General features: G+C 46.3%; 16 protein-coding genes. 3 read left to right on the top strand and 13 right to left on the bottom strand.

Annotation, left to right across the window (positions count from 1 at the left end; translation table 11 throughout):
• Positions 1 to 12: 12 nt before the first annotated feature.
• From MHB37_RS07770 to MHB37_RS07740, 7 genes are read right to left on the bottom strand one after another with little or no spacing between them, the layout of a single operon-like run.
• Positions 13 to 822 (bottom strand): polysaccharide deacetylase family protein, encoded by an 810-nt coding sequence (locus MHB37_RS07770; protein WP_340393720.1) that lies wholly within the window; start codon positions 820 to 822, stop codon positions 13 to 15.
• A gap of 21 nt (positions 823 to 843) precedes the next feature.
• Complete coding sequence (locus MHB37_RS07765; protein ID WP_405169119.1) at positions 844 to 1,551, bottom strand: DUF1961 family protein; 708 nt, start codon at positions 1,549 to 1,551, stop codon at positions 844 to 846.
• A 27-nt stretch (positions 1,552 to 1,578) separates the two neighbouring features.
• Positions 1,579 to 4,215, bottom strand: a complete 2,637-nt coding sequence (locus MHB37_RS07760; RefSeq protein ID WP_405169118.1) for a hypothetical protein — start codon at positions 4,213 to 4,215, stop codon at positions 1,579 to 1,581.
• A gap of 29 nt (positions 4,216 to 4,244) precedes the next feature.
• Positions 4,245 to 6,659: a helix-turn-helix transcriptional regulator gene (locus tag MHB37_RS07755; RefSeq protein WP_405169117.1), complete on the bottom strand. Its 2,415-nt coding sequence runs from the start codon at positions 6,657 to 6,659 to the stop codon at positions 4,245 to 4,247.
• Positions 6,660 to 6,710: 51 nt separating this feature from the next.
• Positions 6,711 to 8,297, bottom strand: a complete 1,587-nt coding sequence (locus MHB37_RS07750; protein ID WP_405169116.1) for an extracellular solute-binding protein — start codon at positions 8,295 to 8,297, stop codon at positions 6,711 to 6,713.
• A 34-nt stretch (positions 8,298 to 8,331) separates the two neighbouring features.
• Entirely contained in the window at positions 8,332 to 9,216 is an 885-nt protein-coding gene (locus tag MHB37_RS07745; protein ID WP_076130713.1) for a carbohydrate ABC transporter permease, read from the bottom strand.
• Positions 9,217 to 9,233: 17 nt separating this feature from the next.
• The gene (locus MHB37_RS07740; RefSeq protein ID WP_076142502.1) at positions 9,234 to 10,205 is read right to left on the bottom strand and encodes a sugar ABC transporter permease; all 972 of its coding nucleotides are present in this window, start codon (positions 10,203 to 10,205) and stop codon (positions 9,234 to 9,236) included.
• 264 nt (positions 10,206 to 10,469) lie between these two features.
• Here MHB37_RS07740 and MHB37_RS07735 point away from each other — a divergent pair, with 264 nt between their 5' ends.
• Positions 10,470 to 12,461 (top strand): beta-galactosidase, encoded by a 1,992-nt coding sequence (locus tag MHB37_RS07735; protein WP_340393717.1) that lies wholly within the window; start codon positions 10,470 to 10,472, stop codon positions 12,459 to 12,461.
• A gap of 75 nt (positions 12,462 to 12,536) precedes the next feature.
• On the opposite strand, the gene fucU is transcribed toward MHB37_RS07735, so the two are convergent.
• The 4 genes from fucU to MHB37_RS07715 are packed head-to-tail and all read right to left on the bottom strand — an operon-like array spanning position 12,537 to position 16,889.
• Positions 12,537 to 12,965 (bottom strand): L-fucose mutarotase, encoded by a 429-nt coding sequence (gene fucU, locus MHB37_RS07730; protein WP_405169115.1) that lies wholly within the window; start codon positions 12,963 to 12,965, stop codon positions 12,537 to 12,539.
• Positions 12,966 to 12,976: 11 nt separating this feature from the next.
• A complete protein-coding gene (locus tag MHB37_RS07725; protein WP_038569477.1) occupies positions 12,977 to 13,627 on the bottom strand; it encodes a class II aldolase/adducin family protein in 651 nt (216 codons plus the stop codon).
• 20 nt (positions 13,628 to 13,647) lie between these two features.
• Positions 13,648 to 15,093, bottom strand: a complete 1,446-nt coding sequence (locus MHB37_RS07720; RefSeq protein ID WP_405169114.1) for a rhamnulokinase family protein — start codon at positions 15,091 to 15,093, stop codon at positions 13,648 to 13,650.
• Positions 15,094 to 15,122: 29 nt separating this feature from the next.
• Positions 15,123 to 16,889, bottom strand: coding sequence for an L-fucose isomerase (locus tag MHB37_RS07715; protein ID WP_076277111.1), 1,767 nt, complete (start codon positions 16,887 to 16,889; stop codon positions 15,123 to 15,125).
• Positions 16,890 to 17,130: 241 nt separating this feature from the next.
• Between MHB37_RS07715 and MHB37_RS07710 the strand changes: the two genes are divergently transcribed.
• Complete coding sequence (locus MHB37_RS07710) at positions 17,131 to 17,901, top strand: DeoR/GlpR family DNA-binding transcription regulator (RefSeq protein WP_076130709.1); 771 nt, start codon at positions 17,131 to 17,133, stop codon at positions 17,899 to 17,901.
• Positions 17,902 to 17,942: 41 nt separating this feature from the next.
• On the opposite strand, the gene MHB37_RS07705 is transcribed toward MHB37_RS07710, so the two are convergent.
• Positions 17,943 to 18,650, bottom strand: a complete 708-nt coding sequence (locus MHB37_RS07705; RefSeq protein WP_405169113.1) for an SGNH/GDSL hydrolase family protein — start codon at positions 18,648 to 18,650, stop codon at positions 17,943 to 17,945.
• Between the two features lie 66 nt (positions 18,651 to 18,716).
• On the opposite strand from MHB37_RS07705, the gene MHB37_RS07700 reads away from it, so the two are divergent.
• Positions 18,717 to 19,691 (top strand): aldo/keto reductase family protein, encoded by a 975-nt coding sequence (locus MHB37_RS07700; protein ID WP_076130707.1) that lies wholly within the window; start codon positions 18,717 to 18,719, stop codon positions 19,689 to 19,691.
• Between the two features lie 82 nt (positions 19,692 to 19,773).
• On the opposite strand, the gene MHB37_RS07695 is transcribed toward MHB37_RS07700, so the two are convergent.
• Complete coding sequence (locus MHB37_RS07695; RefSeq protein WP_405169112.1) at positions 19,774 to 22,449, bottom strand: YhgE/Pip family protein; 2,676 nt, start codon at positions 22,447 to 22,449, stop codon at positions 19,774 to 19,776.
• Positions 22,450 to 22,507: the final 58 nt, after the last annotated feature.

Here is a 22,507-nt window from a genome sequence, read left to right as displayed (position 1 = left end):
TTCTCTCTTCGATTAGATCTCTGGGAAACGGACGGTTTGTCCGCCTGCTACTTCTATAATCAAACCGTCGATTTCCAGCCAGACAGATAGCGCTCCCGGATTATATACAAAATCCCGAGCAGCGGAGAAAATAAGGGCTTCACAAGCCTTCATATAATGAACGAGTTCAATATTTGTCGCGTACCAGATTTCCTCTAGTCCTCCCACTGCTTCACAGAAGCTTTCCATCAGCTCCCAGTTATTATCGTTATCAAATTCATAACTATGGCCCCACACATACATCAGATATAAATACTGCCGTTTATGCAGCTTCACGAACTGCTCCGCATGCTCCAGCAAATGATCATTATGATGGCAAGTCCCCCGCCATTCCAGCCAATCCTCCGGCAGCCCAAAGCCGCCGCCAGTGGTCTGTACCACACGGGCATATTCCATGCCTAAATGAGGCAAAAACTTCTTTATCTCCTTGTTAAAGGAACCGTTAGGATAAGACATTCCCCGTATCGGCACCTGGAGCAGCGTCTCAAAACACTTTCGATCCTCCATAATCTCATGGATGATTTGCTCCTGCGGACAACGGGCCATCGTCGGATGGTGTTGCGTATGAACAGATACCTCATGTCCCTGGTACAGCTCAGTTATTTCATCTGCCGTAATACGATCACCTTCACCCAGCAGGCCAGAATTGAGATGAAATGTTCCTCTAATCCCATGGCGGTTAAATAGTCCTACCAATCTTTCGTCAGCCCGTCTGCCGTCATCATAGCTCATTGTAAGCGCCTTATGTCTGCCCTCAGGGTAACAATAATAAATAATAGACATCCATCTGAAGCCTCCTTCGCATTACTGTCCAAAAACCGTCAGATTTGAGTATTCAGCCATCAGGGGTGCCATCTGTCGGAACCCAATTTTCCCACCTGTCAGTAGCGGCCCATAGGTTTCACCATCATCTATCCATGTAAAAATCGGCAGTTCATTGATTGCAAAAGAAAGCATAGGACCACGCTTCACCACTAACATCCGGTAGGGCTCAGTCATGTCGCTTACGTCCGGAAGCGGATCGGCTGCCTGCATAACCAGATGAAAACCATAGCTTTTACGCAAATTACAGGTATGAAATTCACGTTCTTCCACCCAACGCCTGCGAAAATACGAGATATGATACGTGTCTATCTGCCCGTGATGGTATTGATCATATTCACCCGTACGACGAGCAAGCGTGGAATCAAATAAATCCTTCCCACCCTCTCCTTTGGCCGCTACAAACAAAATCGCCAACCCCGGCTCACGCAATGGGCGGAAATTCCAAGATACGGCGAGGTCTGCCGGGAACTCTTCTGGACACCAGAGAACGACATTCGCTTGTTGTCCGGCCCTTGCATGGATAGTACTCTCCAGTCTCATTCGCTGCAAAGGGAAGGAAACCGCTCCCGCTCCCTCCATCTGGAATCCAGCGATATCACTAGTTGAAGCGAGGGGATTATGGTAGATTGGTTTCCATGCTTCAGGGATCAAACCACCTATACCCGTGTCCTGCATCGGCCTAGCCATAAAACATTCCTCCCCACAATGAAGCCTTTAATTCGCGCGTTCCGGTAAAGCACTACCGATTAATTCCAAGGCAATGATCGTATTTAAAGACCACTGCGAGGCTTCATTTGTATTCATCCAATCGATCTCATTTAACTCAGTCATATAAGTGACCTGATCAGCTTCCTCCTGTAGATTCACACAACCAAACGGATTCTCCAGCAAAATCGACCAGCACCGCTCTGCCGTCGCTGGATCCTTGCGGTAATATGCTCCATATGCAGCAATGGCTACACTGAGTACAGGATGCTCAAAACGGAGTTTTCCTGAAATCAACCCTCCTGTAAATGCGTCCTTCTCTTCTTGTGGCAAATTATAAAATACGCCGAACTCAGCCAGCATATCTTCCCAGTCCGGGTCCTCCAGCATTGCCGCCAGCTCGAACCACACCTGCGGACCTCCCATGCTAATCGCTAGATGACGCCCCCAGTTATCGTCGCCCATTCCCGACAATAGGCCAGTTGCCGGATCATAACCATATGTGGGACCAGATAATAGCCGTAAATTTGCCCTTTTGATACAATCCATGCCTGATATAATCTTGTCACGATAAGCGGTATCCTCGAACCGCTCCCAGCGGGTCATCCAATTAGAGCTAAAGGCCGCCCAGTCCGGACCGACCCTAACATGAGTGGGGAATTCATCCTTCGGAAAATACGCCCGCATCGGGTCCAGAGTAACTGTTGAATAATCAGCATCCTTTACACTGTCCATAATATCGCCGACCCGCTCGTCTCCGGTCAGATAATAATAGTAGCGATGCAGACCCGCCATGGCGATACGAGCCTCTTTGCAGCCGCAGCCCCAGTGGATGACATTATGCCGCGAGCCTAGTCCGGCGTATTCGCCAAAATGATATACATCTACCTCACTCGTATGCCTGGTCATAGCTTCGGCCATACGGAACACATCCGCTCTCCCGGACCGGAGAAACGTTACCCACAACCACATATTTGGCACCAGCTCGGAATTCTGCCAGGCGCAGCCGCCAAGATCATAGTTCCATACATGTCTGACCGGATCGTAGCTGTGCATGAAATCTCCATAGTCCCAGAATCCATACCATTTGCGCTGCTCGATCTCTTCCTGGTAAAAGGAGATGATCCCGTCCAGTCGCTCTTCCAGATATGCCTTGGCTGGCGTGCTCCGATCAGGCAAACTCCAGAAACCAAAAGCACCCGCTTCATGATAATAAGTTGGTTCGCAAACCAGCAATGAAGGTTCTTCAGCTTCTGCCTGCATCCGCTGCAACAATTCAGGCCCGGGAGTCTGCGCCGTACACCAGAATGTTAGCTCGCTAGTATTAGCGATACCAAATGGAGTGGCCCGTAATTCTTCTGCACCTTCATACGAGGATTCCACATGTGTTTTCGTATCATAATGCCGCAAGTCCATAGCTGCCGCATCAGGTGACCAGAACCAGACAGTAAGCGCTGCCGCGTCAGTGGCAGTGGAACCAATCTCCATTCCTGCCGGATGCTTACGCCAGAAATTCTTCATCCCGACGGCTAGCCCTCCGCCCTCTGCCCCAACATAACCAAGTCCACCTGCCCGGCGGCCTTCTGCTGCCTTGATCCAAGCGCAGCCATCCTCTGTCCGCTTCCAGATCCCATAATGCTCGGAAGAATCTTGAACCAGCCGAAAGCTGCCCCAAGTAGCGGAGTCATCCAATAAACTAAGGAAATAGGCATCCTCTTCTGGATTAAATTTCACAGCACATCCTGCTACCTGATCGAGGAATAAATCACGGTACCTACCTTTGGTTCGCCGTGTATGCAACGTCTTAGGAGACTCGCTAAACAAGCCGCTATCTCCGGCAAAACGAACATGGCGGTTGTAAAGAGGTCCACGCATCGGCACTGTGAATTCTATTCCCAATCCTTTAATAAAATCCTGCTGTGGATTACCGTCATAATGAAACGTATGAACTAATCGAATAGACTCCAGCCCAGCATAAAAATATAAACGTAACGTATAGGGAAGCCACTCACGAGCACTGTGCGAAGCTTGGTGAAGTCCATCTAGCTTCACCACTGCGCGAACAGGTCCGTCCTGTTCAAGGATGGCACTTAACGTTCGTCCTGCGAATCGCTCCTCACGTATGCTCAGGGTGCCAGCACCCTCATCTCTCTGTTCACGTATACATACAAGCTCGCCATTACTGCATACTTCGGTTCCTTCCGTGTCCGCCGGATTTCTGCGCACAATACTGCGGATAAGACCCTTCCCCTGCTTGTTAACCGTGCAAATAATAACACCTGTATCTATAATGAAAGCTTCCTCTGTTTCCTGCACAGTGAGTCGCTCAGTCACTTCCGTAGCTGGAGTCGCTTGATTTATTGTCATTGTCACTAAGGAATCCTGCTGAATATCCGAATTTCCGCTTACTGCCGAGTGCGTGGACCATTTGACGCTCCCGTCTGGCCAAAAAGCTGCTGGCCAGCTTTGCAGCGGCACATGCTTTTCGTTCTTCGGCATACTTAAGCAGAGATTCTTTAACGATTCCCTGTCGAGCGCTCCTTTTTTCCAAGGAACCCCCCAGGTAACACCCACATCAATAGCGGGCTTTTTTAGCCAATGCAGGCCAATCGGCAGAGCCGTAGGCACAACAACCATCTCCTTCATACGTTCTTCGCCGCACGTCCTCTTTACTTTTAAAGAGCTTCATTATTATGGCTTAGCTCTCTATAGCGGCTTGGGGTTATTCCCTCTTGTTTCTTAAAAATCCGGTTAAAATAGCTATGCTGATAACCCACCTGTTCAGCTACATCGTTAATTCGCAGCGAGGTATCACGCAGCAGCTCCTTGGCTTTATCAAGCCGTAATTCGGTCAGATAATCGATGAAATTTTTCCCGGTGACCCGTTTGAATGATTTACTCAGTAAAAATGGGCTGATCCCTGTATAATCCGCACATCCATCCAGCGAAATATTATCCATATAATGCTCATTGATATACATCATGGCATGCTCAATCGTCCGTTTGATTCCGGCATCAGAACGCTCACTCAGCTCTGTCAGATACGGTGCGACTACCTTTTCCTGAAACCAGGCAAGGATAAGCTTCGGCTCATGAATTTGCGACAGTGCCGCGTACAGATTAGCCCCTTTGAACAGTTGGTTTGGATGAATGCCTGAGACCATAATGGCGTGCTGAATACTGCCTAACAAATGAAGCATGCCCTGCTGCACATCAATCACTTTTGCCCCATTGGCACACAGTGCCTCCAGAAATTCCTCCAACAGCCGGTAAGCCTCTTCCGCTTCTCCTGTTCGCAGGGCCTGAATCATTCCGCGCTCCAAAGTGAACGAATATTGCGGTTCAGGCGTACTTTGCCCCTCACGATCCAGTAGCTCCATATTAATAATCTGGTTCTCACCACCAAACTGGCGATAACTAGCGGCTTGCTTCGCAGCCTCGAACGCTAGCGGAATACCGGATATCCTTCCAACCGGTGCACTAAACGCCACTGTTACCCTCATTTTTAACATGCGATTAATCGTTCCTGTCAGTTCTTCGCTAAAGGCTTGCACCACTTCCAGCGATGGATTCGCAACGGGTTCGATAAGAAGTAATCCTGCCGTGAGATCATGGAAATTGATAATATCAGCCTGGTTGAAGTGCTCGGCAGACAGTTCTCCGATAATATTGACGGCGGCGAATGATACAAGACTTTCATCACCGTTGCGGAACTTCCCCTCCTGGCTGGAGATGCCTGTAAGCTGAATATAAAGAATAATATAATGACAATCCTCTACTTCCCACTTAAAGCGCCGCATCCGGCTTTGCAGATCCTGCTCAGAATAAGAATATAAATACCCCTGAAACAGCTGATGCAGAAAGCTTTCTTTCACATGTGGAAGCTGCTCGGAAAGAGTGTACTTCAGGGCATGGCTCTCCCCGTGCAAGTTCTGCCAATGCCGTTCAATCAGAATGAACTCATCCTCCCTACTCGCAGCCGCCGCTTGGTCAGGCAACAAAGTCTGCAGCAAACGTCCTATCGGTGAATAGATTTTACGGGAAGCAAACCAAGACAGAATCGCCGCCAGCAGCAAAGCACTAAAGCTAACTAAAAATATCAGTCTTGAAATGAAGACGACAGGTGAAGTTATGCTGGTTATCGGTGAAGCGGACACATAGAGCCAATCTGCGGAGAGTCGGGAAAACTCACCATAAGTCACTGCATATGTAGCCTTACCCCAGTCGAAGAGAAAAGAGGACTCAAGATTTGACTCATGGTTCGCGTCCCGTTCCACAATCTCATTATGCAATGCGGTAAGTAAGGGAGAATCCTCGGCACTGTCTCCAGCAGATACGTACAAATCCCCCGTCGTCTGCAGCAAAAATGTCTCGCCGCTATTATAAGGTGTCATAGTTCGTAGCATCGCAGCTACTTTCTCCGTATCCATGCGGAGCAAAAGAGCCCCGAAGGGCTTCAAGCTTCCGCCCGGAATATGATGGACAAGCGTTAATTCTTTGACATTTGGTTTATTGGGATCGAATGCCCACTGCGTCCAATAGGTGCTTTGTTCAGTATCAATCAATTTGTCATATTGACCAGAAACCATGCTGGAGTCAATCGTGCCATATTCGGGATTAAATAGTAATGGATGATCTCCTGATAGATAGAGTTCAACGTTACTCGTCATCGTGTTCGAGCCCTGCATCACTACGAGTGTCTTCGTAATATCCCAAGCCCGCTCATGATCCTGAATAAAATCAAGGCCATTCAAGCTGTAATCAAACTTGGGATCAAAAGCCCAATGTGCCAGCATCAGCTCCAGATTGGACAGCTGATCATCAATATTAGCCGCCCGCTGTTCAATCTGCCTGTTATGCATCTGCAGCAGCTCGCTCTCCAGACGTCCCCCTGCCATCCAGTAGACAAGCGCACCAATAATAAACCCCGGAATGGATGACACCACCAGCATAATGATCAGGTTTTTCCGATAATACCGGCCTTTACAGCCTGACCAGCCTTTTGTATAACGCTTCCATTTCGCCACATTTCTCATCACTATGCTCTCACCAGCCGAATCAGATAAATTTGAAGTGCAATCGAACCACATTCGTTTTGCTCCTCAGATCCTTTCCAGCCGGATAAAAGCACTAGGAAGGATCTAGTGGTCAGCCTTAGCGTATAATTCGTTCATTTCCTTTACTAAATCATCTCCACCTGTTTTTCTCCATACGTCAAATGCGGATTTCAATTCAGCTTCATCAATTTGTCCTACAATATACTTTATGCGTGCATCGTTAATTACATTGTCGAGTTGAGCACCCTTTTGCGAATATACTGTGGAAATAAAGGCCTCTGCCGGATTAACCACGATCGAAGCTTCATTTGCCTTTTGAACTTCAGTTTGTTTAAGACGCAGCGGCGTTTGTGCTACAGTCTTGGACTTATCCTCAGGAATATAGGCCAATATTTGGTTTAGACCTTCCACTTCTGACTCCACAAGTACAGTGTCTTTGGAGCGTTCAATAAAACCATCCACCATAGTGTAGTGAGTACCTTCCAAACCAAAACCTAACATCGTTTGTAATTCCGGATTATTGATTTGATCTAGAAAAGCCAGTACCCGTTTCAGTTCTTCTTCGCTCTTCACAGATGATTTTGGAATAGCCAGCATGCCCGAGAAACCAGAGGTCGGCAATGTGTGTAGCTTGCCATCCGTACCTGTTACGCCCCCGCTTACATCTACATAATGTTTATCCGGTTCGTCTTTGCCTTCTTTTTCTAGCGCAGCGTGAATTTTATCATCCACCCGGGCGCCTGTATCGACCACATCGACGATTACTCCTGCCTTATTGTTCACGATCGGATCTGTCCATTTGGCACTGTCCATTACAGCAAAGTCGGAGTTGATCAATTTCTCATTATACAGCTTCTTCATGAACTTAAGCGCTTCCAAATATTCTGGATATTCATGCTCAGGCACCAGCTTGCCATCTTGCACGCCCCATTTATTCGGTGTTCCAAACCATAACTTAATGGTATCAAAACCGCTGGCCCACTGGCCGCTCCATTTGACAAGCACCATGCCATACGTATCCTCTTTACCATTGCCGTCTGGATCTTTTTCCTTGAACGCTTTCAGCATATTGTAGAAATCATCCACCGTCTGCGGTGTTTGCAACCCCACCTTCTCCAGCCAATCCTTGCGGAAAACCATACCGTTACGGCCGAGTACACGCCCCCGATAGATCCCGTAATTCTTCCCATCAATGGCCGAGTTTTTCAGAATAACCGGGTTCGCTTGGCTTAAATTCGGATAATCCTTAAGGTAAGGCCCTACTTCCCAGAATGCACCCGATTTGGCAGCGTTCACAAAACTAGAAGCCTTAACATCCCCCACGTAGATAATGGTCGGCAGCTTCCCAGAAGCTAGCGTAATATTAAATTTATCTGCATAAGATGCATTCGGGACCCACTCAAAGTGGATTTTTGTATTGGTCTGTTTCTCCAGTTCAGCAGCAACCGGACTGCCATCCTTCGGATAATTTGTTTTGAATATCGGCAGCATGAGGGTCAGATCCAGCGGGGACTCGCTTTTCTCTTCTCCAGTATTACTACTTCCCTCACTTTTGCTGTTAGAACCTGCAGATTCATTACCTGAGCAACCTGCAACAACAGTTGTAACCATCATAGCCACAAGTAAAAGTAACAACCAGCGCTTCTTTTTTACCGAACGATTAGCTTCCATTATTATACCTCCAAATTGGAATAAGTTAAGTTTGTTATCCTTTAACAGAACCCAGCATCACCCCTTTAGCGAAATGTTTTTGCAGAAATGGGTACACACATAAAATTGGTAGAGTACCTACTACAATAACCGCCATTTTAATCGACTGCTCCGGTGGCTGCACAAAGCTTGGATCCATAGAACTCATATCGCCAGCCGCAGATTGGGATAACATTACGATCTGTCGCAGCATCACCTGCAAAGGCCATTTTGTCGGATCCGTAATATAGAGCAGTGCCGAGAAGAAATTGTTCCAATGTCCCACAGCATAGAACAACGTAAATGTAGCGAGAACCGGTTTGGATAAAGGAAGGACTATCTTCCACAACAAGCCCAGCTCAGAACAACCATCAATACGCGCCGCTTCTTCCATTTCTATAGGCAGCTCCTGAAAAAAGTTTTTGACAATAATCAGGTTAAAGGCGCTAATTGCTCCCGGTAAAATAAGAGAATTGAGCGTATCCAGCAGATGCAGCTCCCGAATGACGAGATAGGTTGGAATCATTCCTCCACCAAACAGCATCGTAAAAATAACAAGGTTGAGTACCAAATTACGGCCCATCAGATATCGTTTTGCCATCGGATAAGCCATAGTTACCGTGAAGAATAAATTAACGACAGTTCCGATTACCGTAACATAAATAGAAACCCCTATACTGCGCATAATCGTATCTGTTGAAAAGATAAATCGGTAGGCGTCAAAAGAAATCGTGGTCGGGATCAGGAATACGGCACGTTTAGTAATTTCCGCATCTGTAGCGAAGGAGCCCGAAACCACAAAGAGGAAAGGGAGAATCGCTACGATCCCGATAATCCCTAAAAATATATAATTGAATATATCAAATGCAGTTCCACCCGTACTCTTGTATTGTTTGGCCACAGCAAGCTTCTCCCTTCTCAATAAAGTCCAGATTCACCAAATTTTTTGGCGATCCAATTCGTCCCGAGCACAAGCGTCACACCGATTATTGATTTAAATAATCCAACAGCCGTGCTGTAACTAAAAGCTCCCTGGGTAATCCCCAGTGCGTATACATAGGTATCGAACACCTCACCTACTTCACGATTAAGAGCATTCATCATTAAATAAATTTGTTCAAAACCGTTATCCAAAATCGTTCCCATCCGAAGAATAAGTAAAATAACGATTGTACTGCGGATAGCAGGCAACGTAATATGCCAAATCTGCCGCCACCGGTTCGCACCATCTACTACCGCAGCCTCGTATTGCTCCACATCTACACCGGCCAGCGCTGCCAGGAATATAATCGTCCCCCAGCCGCACTCCTTCCAGATCGTCTGGAGAATAATCAATGGACGGAACCAGTCAGGATTAGCTAGAAAGTCTATTTTCCTGCCTGTAAACGTATACAAAAACTCATTTACAGTCCCGCCTTCCGTAGTTAGAAATACATAGCTCATACTGGCCACAATGACCATGGATATAAAGTGCGGAACATAAATCATCGTTTGTATCGTCTTTTTATAGAAGGAAAGCCGTATTTCGTTTAGAAGCAGTGCCAGAATAATCGGCGCCGGAAAAAAGAAAATCAAATTATAAAACGATAACAATAACGTATTGCGCAGCAGCATAAAGAAATCAGGATTCTGGAAAAAAACACGAAAATGCTCAAAACCTACCCATTCACTTTTCTGAAAACCAAGAAACGGCTGGTAATTCTTAAAAGCCAGCAGCACGCCCCACATCGGAACATATTTGAAAACAAGAAAATAAAGGACTCCAGGGAGCAGCAGAATATATAACCATTTATCACGTTTAAAACGTTTCCATCTTCTTACCCGGATATTTCGATAGGTCTGCGGCTTTGGCTGTTGTTCTGAAGTTCCCGGAACTGTTACGTGCTTCATCCTGTTCACCTCCATTTGTCATGTACAGCTCGCGATTACTGTAGCCATGGATTACTGCAATCACCCTTACTGCGACTCCTATTATGCTGCTAGTGATTTTTTCCAGCAATCGGACTTTTTTGAACGCTTTATATAAGCTAAAAATCCCATTTTATCTAAAAAGTCCAAACCGCGCAAAAGTTTACTATTGTCCGTAAGACATTAAGCACCTATGATTCCAAGTGATGATTTCCAGCAAATGTTTGCCTTAAAGGAGGAACTGAATTGAAGAACAAGCTATACTACGGTGCTGCTTGGTATCCCGAGCTATGGAGTGAAGAGGTGCTTAAGCAGGACATCCTTCTAATGAAAGAAACGGGGATTAATATCGTACGAATCGGAGAATTCATTTGGTCTGCTTTGGAGCCAGAAGAAGATAAGATTGATATCGGCCCCGTCGTGAAATATATCGAAAGGTTACATAGAAACGGAATTGACACAGTAATGTGTACGCCGACACCGACACCCCCCATCTGGCTTACTCATGGACATCCTGAGCGCTGTTATGTGGATGAAAGCGGAACGGTAATGGGACATGGAGCACGGCAGCATATCTGTACGAACAATCCTTATTTTCGTGAGCGGGCAGCCATTATTACGGAGCATATTGCCAAGGAGACCGGAGCACTGCCGGGGTTAACCGCCTGGCAGCTTGATAACGAATTCAAAGCGCATGTGGCGGAGTGTATGTGTGAGACCTGTAAAGGCTTATGGCATATCTGGTTGCAGCAGCGCTACAGCTCCATTGAAAGGTTGAATGAGGCATGGGGAACAGCCGTCTGGAGCCAAACTTATCAACGTTTTGATCAGGTGCCACAGCCAGGACCCGCACCTTTCCTCCACAATTCATCCCTGCGGACGATGTACCGCTTATTTTCAATGGAAAAGATCGCTGAATTCGCCGATGAACAGGCTGATATTATCCGCCGCCACTCCACTGCGCCAATTACCCACAACAGCAGTGTCGCTTTTCATCTAGATAATGAGCGGCTATTTCAAAATCTCGACTTTGCTGCCTACGACACCTATGCCTCACAGGAAAATATGCATGCTTATCTGCTTAACTGTGATCTGTGGCGAAATTTCAAGCCGGGAAAAGATTTCTGGATAATGGAGACCGGACCCTCGTTTGCCGCATCTTTAGTCAGTTTTGGTGTGCCCCATCCGAATGGATATCTGAAAGCAGAAGCAGTTGCCGCCTATGCGCTGGGTGCAGGTGCATTTTGCTATTGGCTCTGGCGCCAGCATACTTCCGGAAGTGAACAAACACATAGCTCGATCCTTAGTGCCTGGGGAGAACCAGCTCTAGGGTACGTTAATGTGCTGGAGGCCAATCAAGCACGGCGGGAAATTGAACAAATTATGCTCTCCACCCGGCCCCTTCGGGCAGATGTTGCGATCACCTATTCGGACAGAACCAAAGCTTATCTCGCAACTGAACCTCATCGGAAGCTAAATTATCGTAGTCTGCTGGGCGATTTCTACAAAAGAATTCTTCATATGGGCATTCACAGGGATCTGCTGCCCGAAGGCGGAGACTTAACCGGATACAAGCTGTTATTCACTCCATTCGTACATTATTTGTCCCCCGAGTATGTGCAAAGTGCCCTGGCCTTCACAGCAGCTGGCGGGATTTGGATTGTCGGTCCTCTTACCGGAGGACGAACGAAGGAGCATACCCTTCATACGAATGCCGGACTTGGGGAATTGGAGCGGTTAGCAGGCGTCAAAACTAAGTTTACCTATCCGCTGGAATCAACAGGCACGATTGGACACGCTTTTGGGGTATCTGCTCCCTTGTCCTTGTGGAGTTCTGTTTTTGAACCCGTTTCAGAGTCCGTTTCCAGTATCGGAATGGTTACGGAGGGGGTGACGCCGGGGTTGTCCTTCCTGACGGAGCAGCCTTACGGACAAGGTACTATTGTTATGCTGGGTTCAATGCCTGCCGGTGAAGAAGGCGACCTAATGTTATATAAACTCATTGATCATTATGCAGAACGTGCTGGTGTCACCCTACGCAGTAATGTCACTAAGGGAACCCTTGTCTGCCCTAGAAGCGATGACCAGGCTGCCGAAGTCTGGACCCTTGTAAATATGGATGGACACGGGGGAAGTCTCACACTCCCGCGGGACGGACATGATGTTCTCTCAGGCAAATCCGTGGCCTGCGGCCCCCTCTCCCTTGGTGCATATGAGTACCGAGTAATCCGGTTATAAATACTTATCCTTGCAGCATAAAAAGCCGCTAACTCCTTGGTCACCCAAGCGGTTAGCGGCTTCATTTCCGTTATTTCAACTTTTTATAACGCCTTTTTTAAGAATAACGTTCCCATACAACGCTTCCTCACCTGTAACTATCACTGCATAACTTTGCTTAGAACGGTTATAGAAATCAAAACGTTCCTCCTGTTTAATCGTGGCTTCAGCATCATGTTTGGCGATGATAGTCTCGTATGTGGTCCAAATGACCGGCACAGTTGGATCTCCTGCAACCACTGCCATAAAAGCCACCTGTTGCTCTGCGTAATGATCCAGAGGTAACAACTCTAAAATGGCATCCAGCAGTTCGGGAATACCGATGCCATCATATCTCAGTACCCTCGGATTCAACGAATGTCCGGGATAATTCGCATCAGCCAATACAAGCTCATCCCCATGACCCATCTCCATCAGAATGCATACCAGCTCCGGAGACAGCAGCTTAGGAATTCCTTTTAACATAAGGCACCTCTTTACTTCCCATAAAATGATCGCAACGCTACCAGCTCATCAATCCGATGCTGCGGCAATTCTCTCTCCCCGCCAATCATCCGGGTAATGAAGGTGAGCTTGGCGGTATACTCAAGCCGCTCCATATTCAGATATGCTTCCATAACATCTTCTCCCCAAGTAAGGGCTCCGTGATTCTCTAGCAGAACCGCAGTTTTTTTGCCCAGGAAAGGCATCAGTGAATCTGGAATTTCTTCCGTCGATGGTGTTCCATATTCCGCCAACGGAATATCTCCGATCATAATCACCGACTCTGGCATCATCATCTTGTCGAGCGCCTCACCTTTTATGGCAAATGCAGTAGCATACGGGGGATGTGCATGGACCACACCCTTCATCTCTGGCAGCTCATTATAAATTCTTAGATGCATTTTTGCTTCCGTTGAGGGTCTGTAGCCTTCAGCTGCTTCAAGGACTTCACCTTGCAGATTCACTTTTACAAGCATATGAGGCTCTAAATATCCCTTACTCACCGCTCTGGGGGTAGTCAGAATTACATTCTCTGATAAGCGAGCAGAAATATTCCCATCATTAGCCGCGATAAAATCTTTATTAAACAGGTTTCTCCCGATATCACAAATCTGCAAACGTAATTTTTGTTCCAAGGTATCCATAGGGTTTCTCTCCTCGTATCCTATTTTTCACAAACCTTCACCAAAGAAGGCTGATATGTCTTAAAGGCAAAAGATCTTTCCACTACCTGCTTGCCCCCGGAGATTTCCAGTTCCTCTAGGGCAGCCAGTTGAATAATTATATTGCCAATTGCACTGGCTTCCACAGGCCCTGCTACAACTTTTCTCCCCGTAATATTAGCGGTAAGCTGACAGAGCAGTTCATTCTGAATCCCACCACCGACCATATGAATGATATTGATTTTTTTGCCGGTGATCTCTTCCATTTCGTCAATCGTATGGCGATAGGACTCTGCTAAGCTCTCAAGTATGACGCGTATAATCTCAGCTTTCGTATAAGGGGCTTGCTGGCCTGTTCGTTCGCAATATTCTCTAATCCGTTGGGTCATCACACCGGGTGTACTGAACAGCTCGTCATTCGGATTAATAATTGCTGGAGCATGATTTATGGTTTCGGCTAGCTCAACCATTTGGCCTTGGCTGACGTATTTTCCCGCTTCGGCCCAATTCCTTTGCAGCTCCTGCAAAATCCATAGTCCCGTTATATTTTTGAGCAAACGATTAGATTGGCCGTAACACTGCTCATTTGTGAATCCGTATTCATAGCTTTTCTCTGTAATGACAGCTTTAGGCGTCTCCATGCCCACTAACGACCATGTACCACAGCTAATAAATGCTGCATCTTCCTTTAGAGAATAAGGAATAGAAGCTACTGCTGAAGCCGTATCATGAGAAGCACCCGCAATTACCTCCATTAAACCTACGCTAAGCTCCTCTTGAATTACCGGAAGGATAGAACCAATAACCGTTCCCGCTTGAACCCGTTGTGGCACTATACCAACCGGGATATTAAGCCTGCTGAATACTTCAGTGGAGACTTCACCAGATACAGCGTCCATTAAGCCACTTGTACTCCAAATCGTGCTTTCTGCTGCCGCGATACCAGAGAATAAATAGTGGAACAGGTCTGGCATCATTAAAATAGTATCTGCAACCTCTAGCAGAGAATCGTTATCCTGAAAATCAGCAAACAGCTGATAAACCGTATTAATCAAGCTCGGTTGAATACCTGTAATGCTAAATTGCTCCCTTGGTGGAAGCAGCGCCTCCAACCCTAGACGATGGCTTCCCATTCTCCTATCCCTATAATGATGGGGGGAATAGAGCAACATCCCTCTTTTATCAATAAAACCGTAATCGACTCCCCACGTATCCACGCTTAGAGACCTCAATTTTCCATGCGCCCTATAAGCTCTCTGGATTCCTTTTTTCATTTCGTGGAAGAGCTTCAAAACATCCCAATACAAATGCCCGCCAACATACACCGGCGTATTAGCAAACCGATGAATTTCTTCTATGCGAAGGGTGTTACCGTCATACAATCCCAACATCACTCTTCCGGAACTGGCGCCAAGATCCATAGCCAGAAGCTTAATCGTATCACCCATTTCAAGCACACCTGCTCCACAAGAAGATTTTAATATAGCGGTCCGAAATTCTGACAGGCTCTGTAATCTGCTCCTTCCAGATTCTCCGTCCCAAATAACGACCACACCCGTGGTCTGAAAATACGTGATTCCTCAACGTTATGCATACTTACTGGAATGCGTAAAATCGACGCCAGCGTAATCAGATCCGCCCCGATATGGCCATAACTGATCGCCCCATGATTCGCGCCCCAATTATTCATGACATCATATACCGATTGGAATGAACCACTGTTAGTTAGCTTAGGAGCGAACCAGGTCGTCGGCCATGTCGGATCTGTTCTTTGATCCAAAGTATGATGAACCTCTTCAGGCAGCTCTACGGTGTAACCTTCAACAAGCTGAAGAACAGGTCCAAGCCCCTTCACCAGGTTCAAACGAGCCATAGTAACCGGCATTCCGCCTTGGGTTAAATAATCGGTAGAGAAGCCGCCTCCCCGGAAATATTCTTGAGAAGCTGGCCGGAATTGTGTATTGCTTAGACAAGCCTCAGCCTCTTCGTCTGTAATCTCCCAAAAAGGTTTGATTGCAGGCTTACCCTCTATCCTTTGCTCACCTGTACCATCAAGCGCTGCCGAACCAGAGTTGATCAGATGCAGTATTCCGTGAGCTGCTTCTCCTTCCAATTGATGACCCGTCACTCGCTTCACAGCATCGGGACTCCAGAAGGTTCGGACATCCGCAAAGATTTGTGCTGTATTCGTAAGCAAATAATTGAACAGCATCGTTACCCCATTCAAGCTGTCATTCTCTGTCGCTACGAGATAAGGTGCACGTTTGCCGTTCCAGTCAAAAGAAGAATTCAACATCGTCTCCATGAAATCGCCGTTAGGGAAATGGTCCGTCCATTGTCTCTGGCCTTGGAAACCGCCAACAATTGCATTGTGGCCGTTAGCTTCCTCTTCAAAACCAAGCTCAGCGAGAACCGGATTGCCGATCATCAGGTCGCGGGCGATCAATGTCATTTTCACACAGGTCTCCCACTGCTTCTCTTTCTCTTCTGCACTGATTTGCAGATGCGGCGGATTATTATCGGCGCCAACTTGGCAGTTTTCTTTAGTCCACGCTAGCGCACGCTTAAATTCCTCTTTATCATAAATCTCTTCTTCAAAGCGCCGGACATATTCAGACATATCTATATATTCATTGCGCATGCCCAGATACTCTTGGAAAAACTGTTCATTCACAATGGAACCCGCAATCCCCATCGAAACAGAACCCATAGATAAATATGATTTCCCCTTCATTTGAGCAACTGCTAAGCCTGCTCTAGCAAACTGCAGCAATTTAGACTGCACATCCGCTGGAATCTCTTCACTGCTAGACTCTTGAACATCTTCACCATAGATACCAAACGCAGGAATTCCCTTTTGAGCATACGCCGAGAGAACAGCAGCTAGATACACAGCACCCGGCCGTTCCGTTCCGTTAAATCCCCACACGGCATGCGGAATGGATGTATCCATATCCATTGTCTCTGAGCCATAACACCAGCAAGGCGTCACGGTGATCGACACCCCTACGTTAGCCCCGGAGAATTTCTGAGCCGCAGCAGCAGCTTCTTTAACTCCACCGATCGTAGAATCGGCGATGATGCACTCTACAGGACTCCCATTCGGATACCTTAAATTCGCTTCAATAAACTTAGCCACCCGCTGAGCCATGCCCATCGTTTGCTCTTCCAGTGATTCACGAACGCCTCTTCTTCTGCCATCAATGGTTGGGCGGATACCAATTTTCGGATAGTTTTCTATCAATGCCGTTCCTCCTCAAGATCATCTTAGAGTCATCGTTAATAGATCTATTTCTCCTTCATCATAAAATCTGCAAGCGCTTTAGTCAACACAAAACAACATATTACCTAAACAAAAGTGTGGTTTTATGTGATATAATTATTATATATTGTGGTTTTATGTGAATATGTAATTATTTTTAGATTTAAACAACAATGTAGTACACTAGAAAGCAGACGATTTATATATAAAGGTGAGTGAACGAATGAAAGCATTTGAACGACGGGATCTAATTATTAAAGAGCTTTACAGACAGAAGAAGGTCCATGTCGCAGAGCTAGCGCAAAAATTCAACGTCTCGGAAGAGACCATTCGGCGGGATCTAGATAAACTGGACAAAGAAGGTCTTGCCAAAAAAAATTATGGTGGGGCCATTCTCAACGCCCATACCAATGAAGATCCTTCCTACATCAGCAGACATCAGGTCAATATTGAAGCGAAGCGAATCATAGCCGATAATGTACTGCAATTAATCAATGATGGAGACAGCTTGGTGACAGATACGAGCTCAACGGTATTTGAAGCCTTGCGTAGAATTATTGAGGAGAAAAACAATCTGACAATTATTACGAACTCTCTGGTGGTATTATCCGAATTTCAACACTCCGGTCAAAAGCTGATTTCCACAGGTGGAATTTTAGGTCCCGAGACCAGCTCCTTTGTTGGAAATACCGCTTCACAGACGATTCGAAAATATAATGTGGATGTAGCTATATTCAGCTGTAAAGCATTGTCCATGACAGGCGGGCTAAGTGATTCAAATGAAGAAGAAAGTGAACTGAAGGTGCTTATGCAGCAGCAGGCAAATAAAGTGGTTCTGCTCGTAGATCACTCCAAATTTGACCGGACTGCGTTCATTAAGTTGTTCAGCTTTGATAGAGTGGATTATATTGTTACAGATCAGAAGCCTTCTGAGGAATGGACCGATTTCTTAAATAATTACCATGTATCTCTTATCTATGCGCCCGCTGAGTGATCAGTAGGTGCATAGATAAAGAGAGATAATAACTTTATAACTTAGTTGTTTAAAAGACCACTTTCCAAGACGACCTTCAGCCATTCCCCAGCAATCAGATCATGCCCGGCAGTCGTCGGATGAACGCCATCCCACAGCCAGTAGGCTGCTTCTGCTCTCTCCGCAGCTGCATTGAAAGCATCCTGTAAAGGTACATAGACCGTATCAAATTGCTCAGACAGCTGCTTAACCACTCCCTGATAATGTGTTATCTTCGCTTCCCATTCTGCCCACTGTTCAGCTGGAGCTCCGGTATTTAAAATAAAAGGCTCACATAAAACCAGCTTCGTATGTGGCAGAACTTCACGTGTTTCTTCAAGTACGTGACGGTAAGCGCGTTCAAAACGGTCCGTAACTCCACTTGGTTCCCCTTTCATCATTCTCCAAATATCGTTAACCCCAATCAATATACTAATGATGTCAGGCTGCAAGCTAATTGCATCTTCATTCCAGCGTGCATATAAATCGGAGATTCGATCTCCACTCACTCCGCGGTTATAGAATACCAGATTCTCTTCTGCCCGCTCATTCCCTAGCTTGCCACCGATGATATACGCATAGCTATGTCCAAGAATATGATTCGGGTCTTCATCACGACCCCGATTCCCATCCGTAATGGAGTCACCCTGAAATAAGATCACTTTTGATTTTTTAGTAGCTGGATTAGTCATTGAATCTTTCATCTCCTTGATTACTAGTATATTAATCATTCAACTTGAATGTCTCCTATAATACAAGTAAAGTTATCATATAGAATACAAGGAGGAAAGAGAAAAATGAAATATAGAAGACTAGGCAATTCAGGGCTCAAAATCAGTGAGATCGGACTAGGCAGTTGGCTTACATATGGAACAGCAGCAGAGCAAAAGGCAGCCGATGCTTGTATCAGCAAAGCTTTTGAATGCGGTATCAATTTCTTTGATACGGCTAATGCATATAACCGTGGTGAAGGCGAAAAAGCGATGGGTGCTGCTCTACGCTCCTATGAAAGATCATCTTATGTGCTAAGTACAAAGGTCTTTTTCCCCATGGGAGACGATGTTAATAACCGTGGTTTGTCCCGCAAGCATATTATGGAGCAATGTGAAGCCAGCCTCCGCCGCTTAGGCACCGATTATATTGATGTATATTTTTGTCATCGCTTTGATACAGAGACCCCTGTAGAGGAGACTCTACGCGCGCTGGATGATCTGACGGCTCAAGGTAAGATTCTCTACTCCGCTGTTAGCGAATGGAGCGCAGCCCAAATCTCCAATGCTGCTGGTATCAGCCGCAGACTGAACCTGCGTCCACTGATCTCGAATCAACCTATCTATAATATGTTCGAACGTTATATTGAAGACGAGGTCCTTGAAGTATCCCAGCGTGAAGGGCTGGGCCAAGTGGTCTTCTCTCCTCTAGCGCAAGGAATTCTGACTGGCAAATATAAACCGGGGCAACAACCTCCAGCAGGAACCCGTGCAGCGGATAATTCAGTTAATGGTGTGATCTCCAGCTACCTCCGTGATGATGTGTTGTCTGTGGTTGGACAGCTGGATGAACTCGCTCACAGTTTAGACCTGAAGCTTTCGCAATTGGCATTGGCATGGATTCTACGCCAACCTGGTGTAAGTTCAGCATTAATTGGTGCCAGTAAGCCAGAACAAGTTGCAGAGAACACCAAAGCTGTAGATGCGGTACTCTCCGCAGATACTTTACAGAAGATCGAGGAGATTCTTAAGCCGGTAGCTGATTTTGCTCCTGCAAGATAACCTATTGCGCACTTGCCATATAGTACACAAAAGAGGTTGTGCCAAAAGCCATCACCATGGCTTAGGTACATCCTCTTTTTCTTTAAGAAATCAATTTAGACTCTTCGGCTTGTTCAGATGCCTTATGGATAAAAGGCTCCAGTGGTTTCTTGAGGAGTAATGCCAGCAAGAGTGCTAGCACACCGAAGATAATCAGATAAATCACATCACGAATCGCCACTTCCGGCAGAATTCCCCCAACCGCCTCCCGCATCAGACTAATTGCATAGGTAAACGGCATATACGGATTTAATATTTGAAAAAAACGCCCAGTCGTACTAATCGGAAATGTGCCGCCGGAGCTAGAGAATTGAAGCACCATGAATACGATCGCTATCCCTTTTCCCAGGTTGCCAAATACAGCGACAAGCGTAAATACAATGGTTACGAACACGATGCTGATTAACACTCCAAAAAGTACAAACCACACCTTATTCACCACATAACAGTGCAAAATAAAAATGTTGCCCAGGACAGCCACCAGCCCCTGAAGAATCCCCACCGTAAGGAAGGTCAGCAGGCGGCCAAAATACAATTGATATCTTTTGTACGTTAGCCCCCCCGTATCCACACCTGTGCGGAGAAGAGAGACAAGCAGTGTACCTCCGACCCATAAGGAAAGTACGACATAAAAAGGAGTCATTGCTGAGCCGTAATTCGGAATGGGATATAACTTATTCTCTTTTAACACTACCGGATTGGCCAAAAAATCACTTTTGCTCTTAATATCTCCTCCGAGCAGTTGCGCAATTTCCCCCAGATCAATCTCTTCTTTAATTTGGCGGATCGTGGAGGCGGCTTTTCGAATCGAGTCTTCCAGTACTGGAAGATCATTTCTCACCAAATCTGCGGCAAGCGCCACTCCTTTGTCTGCACGGGGGAGTCCTGTACGAATCAGCTCCGAGACCTGATGAACCCGCTCTTCTACAGTAGGCAGATCCTGACGCACGAAATTCGCAGCTTGCTGTATCTTTTCCCCTGCAGTAGGTAAGCTGCTCTCCAATAGCGGGAGTGTATCTCGGATGAAAGCACCAAAGCCCTGGGTCTGATCGGCAACCCCACTGGCTGCTGTGTGGACCGCTTCGCGTATAGCTGGCAAATCCTGCTGCAGACTAGCTAAGCTTGTCTGCCCGAACTCAATCGCCGACATCGTCTCTTCCAGTAGGGTACCCAGCGCGGGTATACGATCTGGCACCTGCTGCAATGCGGTGGCTGTGACATCTGCCGCCGAAGTTATTTGCTCCAGTGTATTTTTTATGGCAGGGATAGTCGACGAATCATACCCAGAGATAAGCTTCGCAATTGCCAGCTTCCCAAGACCAGACTTTAGGAACAATTGGTTAATTGCACTGGAATCAGCGTTATCCTTATTCTGAAGGTCAGCCGCCATAGCATTTACCAAGGACTTCTGACTGTTCAAAACACTGTCTACACCTTTCAATGCCGCAAGATCAGCAATAGACACTGTTTCAGGGGAAAATGTGTTCAATGCATTTAACATAGAAAGTGTGTGTTCAATTACGCTGCTTCCTGCAGCCAACTGTGCTGAGAGTAACTCCAACTGCTCACGTACAGCTTGTGGCTCGTTTTCCTCTCCCTTTAACTGTTCAGCAAGCTTGACCACTGAGCTCTCCGTTTGCTGTAGGAGATTAAGATTCTGTTTGACAGCTGCTGGAACAGCTTCAAATGCAGCACTGCTCTTCTCCAAAAATTGTTGAAGCTCCAGAACAAAATCATTTCCGGCAGTGGCAATCTTTTCTGCCTCAGGCAGTGCTGTTAAGGCAGCATTAACGATTTTATGCGCTTCCGTAAGACCTTGCGAGGCCTGAGCCATGATCTGTTCAACTTCACCATAATGGTTATCAAGTTGAACGATTAGCTGTGCCGCTTCTTCAATCTTGGGCAGCTTGTCCTGTAGCCCCCCTAAATGATCTAAGGTACTCGCGATTTGCGGCCAATGCTCAGCAATTTTCTCTAAAGCCTCACCCGCTTTTTCCACCTCTGGCAGCTTATTCTCCAATGTGGAAATACGCTCTGCTGAGGCATGAATCTGCGGCCAATTTTCCTGAATTTTTAATACACGTTTACCTGCGGTTTCAATTTCTGGTAGGCTCGCCTCTAATTTAAACAATCCTTTTTCTACCTTGCGTATAATGGGCAATTCAGATTGAAATTCCTTATCAATTTGACTTAAAACAGTAAATACCGTCTCACTAATCGTTTCCGTGAAATTCTCACTGATCTGTGTGGTGATTGAAGTGGCGCCTTTATCTGTGATTTTAGGAGCAATCGCATTTATTTTCTCATTGACGGTATATTCGATCTCTGGTTTCACAATCGTTCCTTCAAGAATTCCAGTCATTCGTTTGGAGAAATTAGCAGGGATAACAATACTGGCATAGTAATCTCCGCGTTTGACACCATTATGTGCACTCTCTGCATCTACAAAGGTCCAGCCCAAGTTTTTATTGCTCCGAAGACTTTCCATGACCTCATTGCCGATATTAAAATCCTTCTCCTGCACCTTAGTACCTTCATCTAAGCTGGTAACAGCAATTTTAATGCCAGAAGTATTGCTATAAGGATCCCATACTGACGCAACGTTCACCCAATCATACACGGAGGGCAATACCACCAAAGCGGCAACCAGCAATACGGCCACAGGAACTCTGAATAAATTACGCCAATCGTTCCTATAAATCCGTAGTATTCCGCCCATTCGCTGCTCCCCCTAATCTGCATGTTTTGATATTTTAATATGCCCGAGGAGACAAGCT

This window comes from Paenibacillus sp. FSL H3-0286 (genome assembly GCF_045040705.1).
GTDB classification, from domain to species: domain Bacteria; phylum Bacillota; class Bacilli; order Paenibacillales; family Paenibacillaceae; genus Paenibacillus_AQ; species Paenibacillus_AQ odorifer.
The sequence above is the reverse complement of the archived record's forward strand: the minus strand, read 5'-3'. Positions and strand labels throughout refer to the sequence as shown.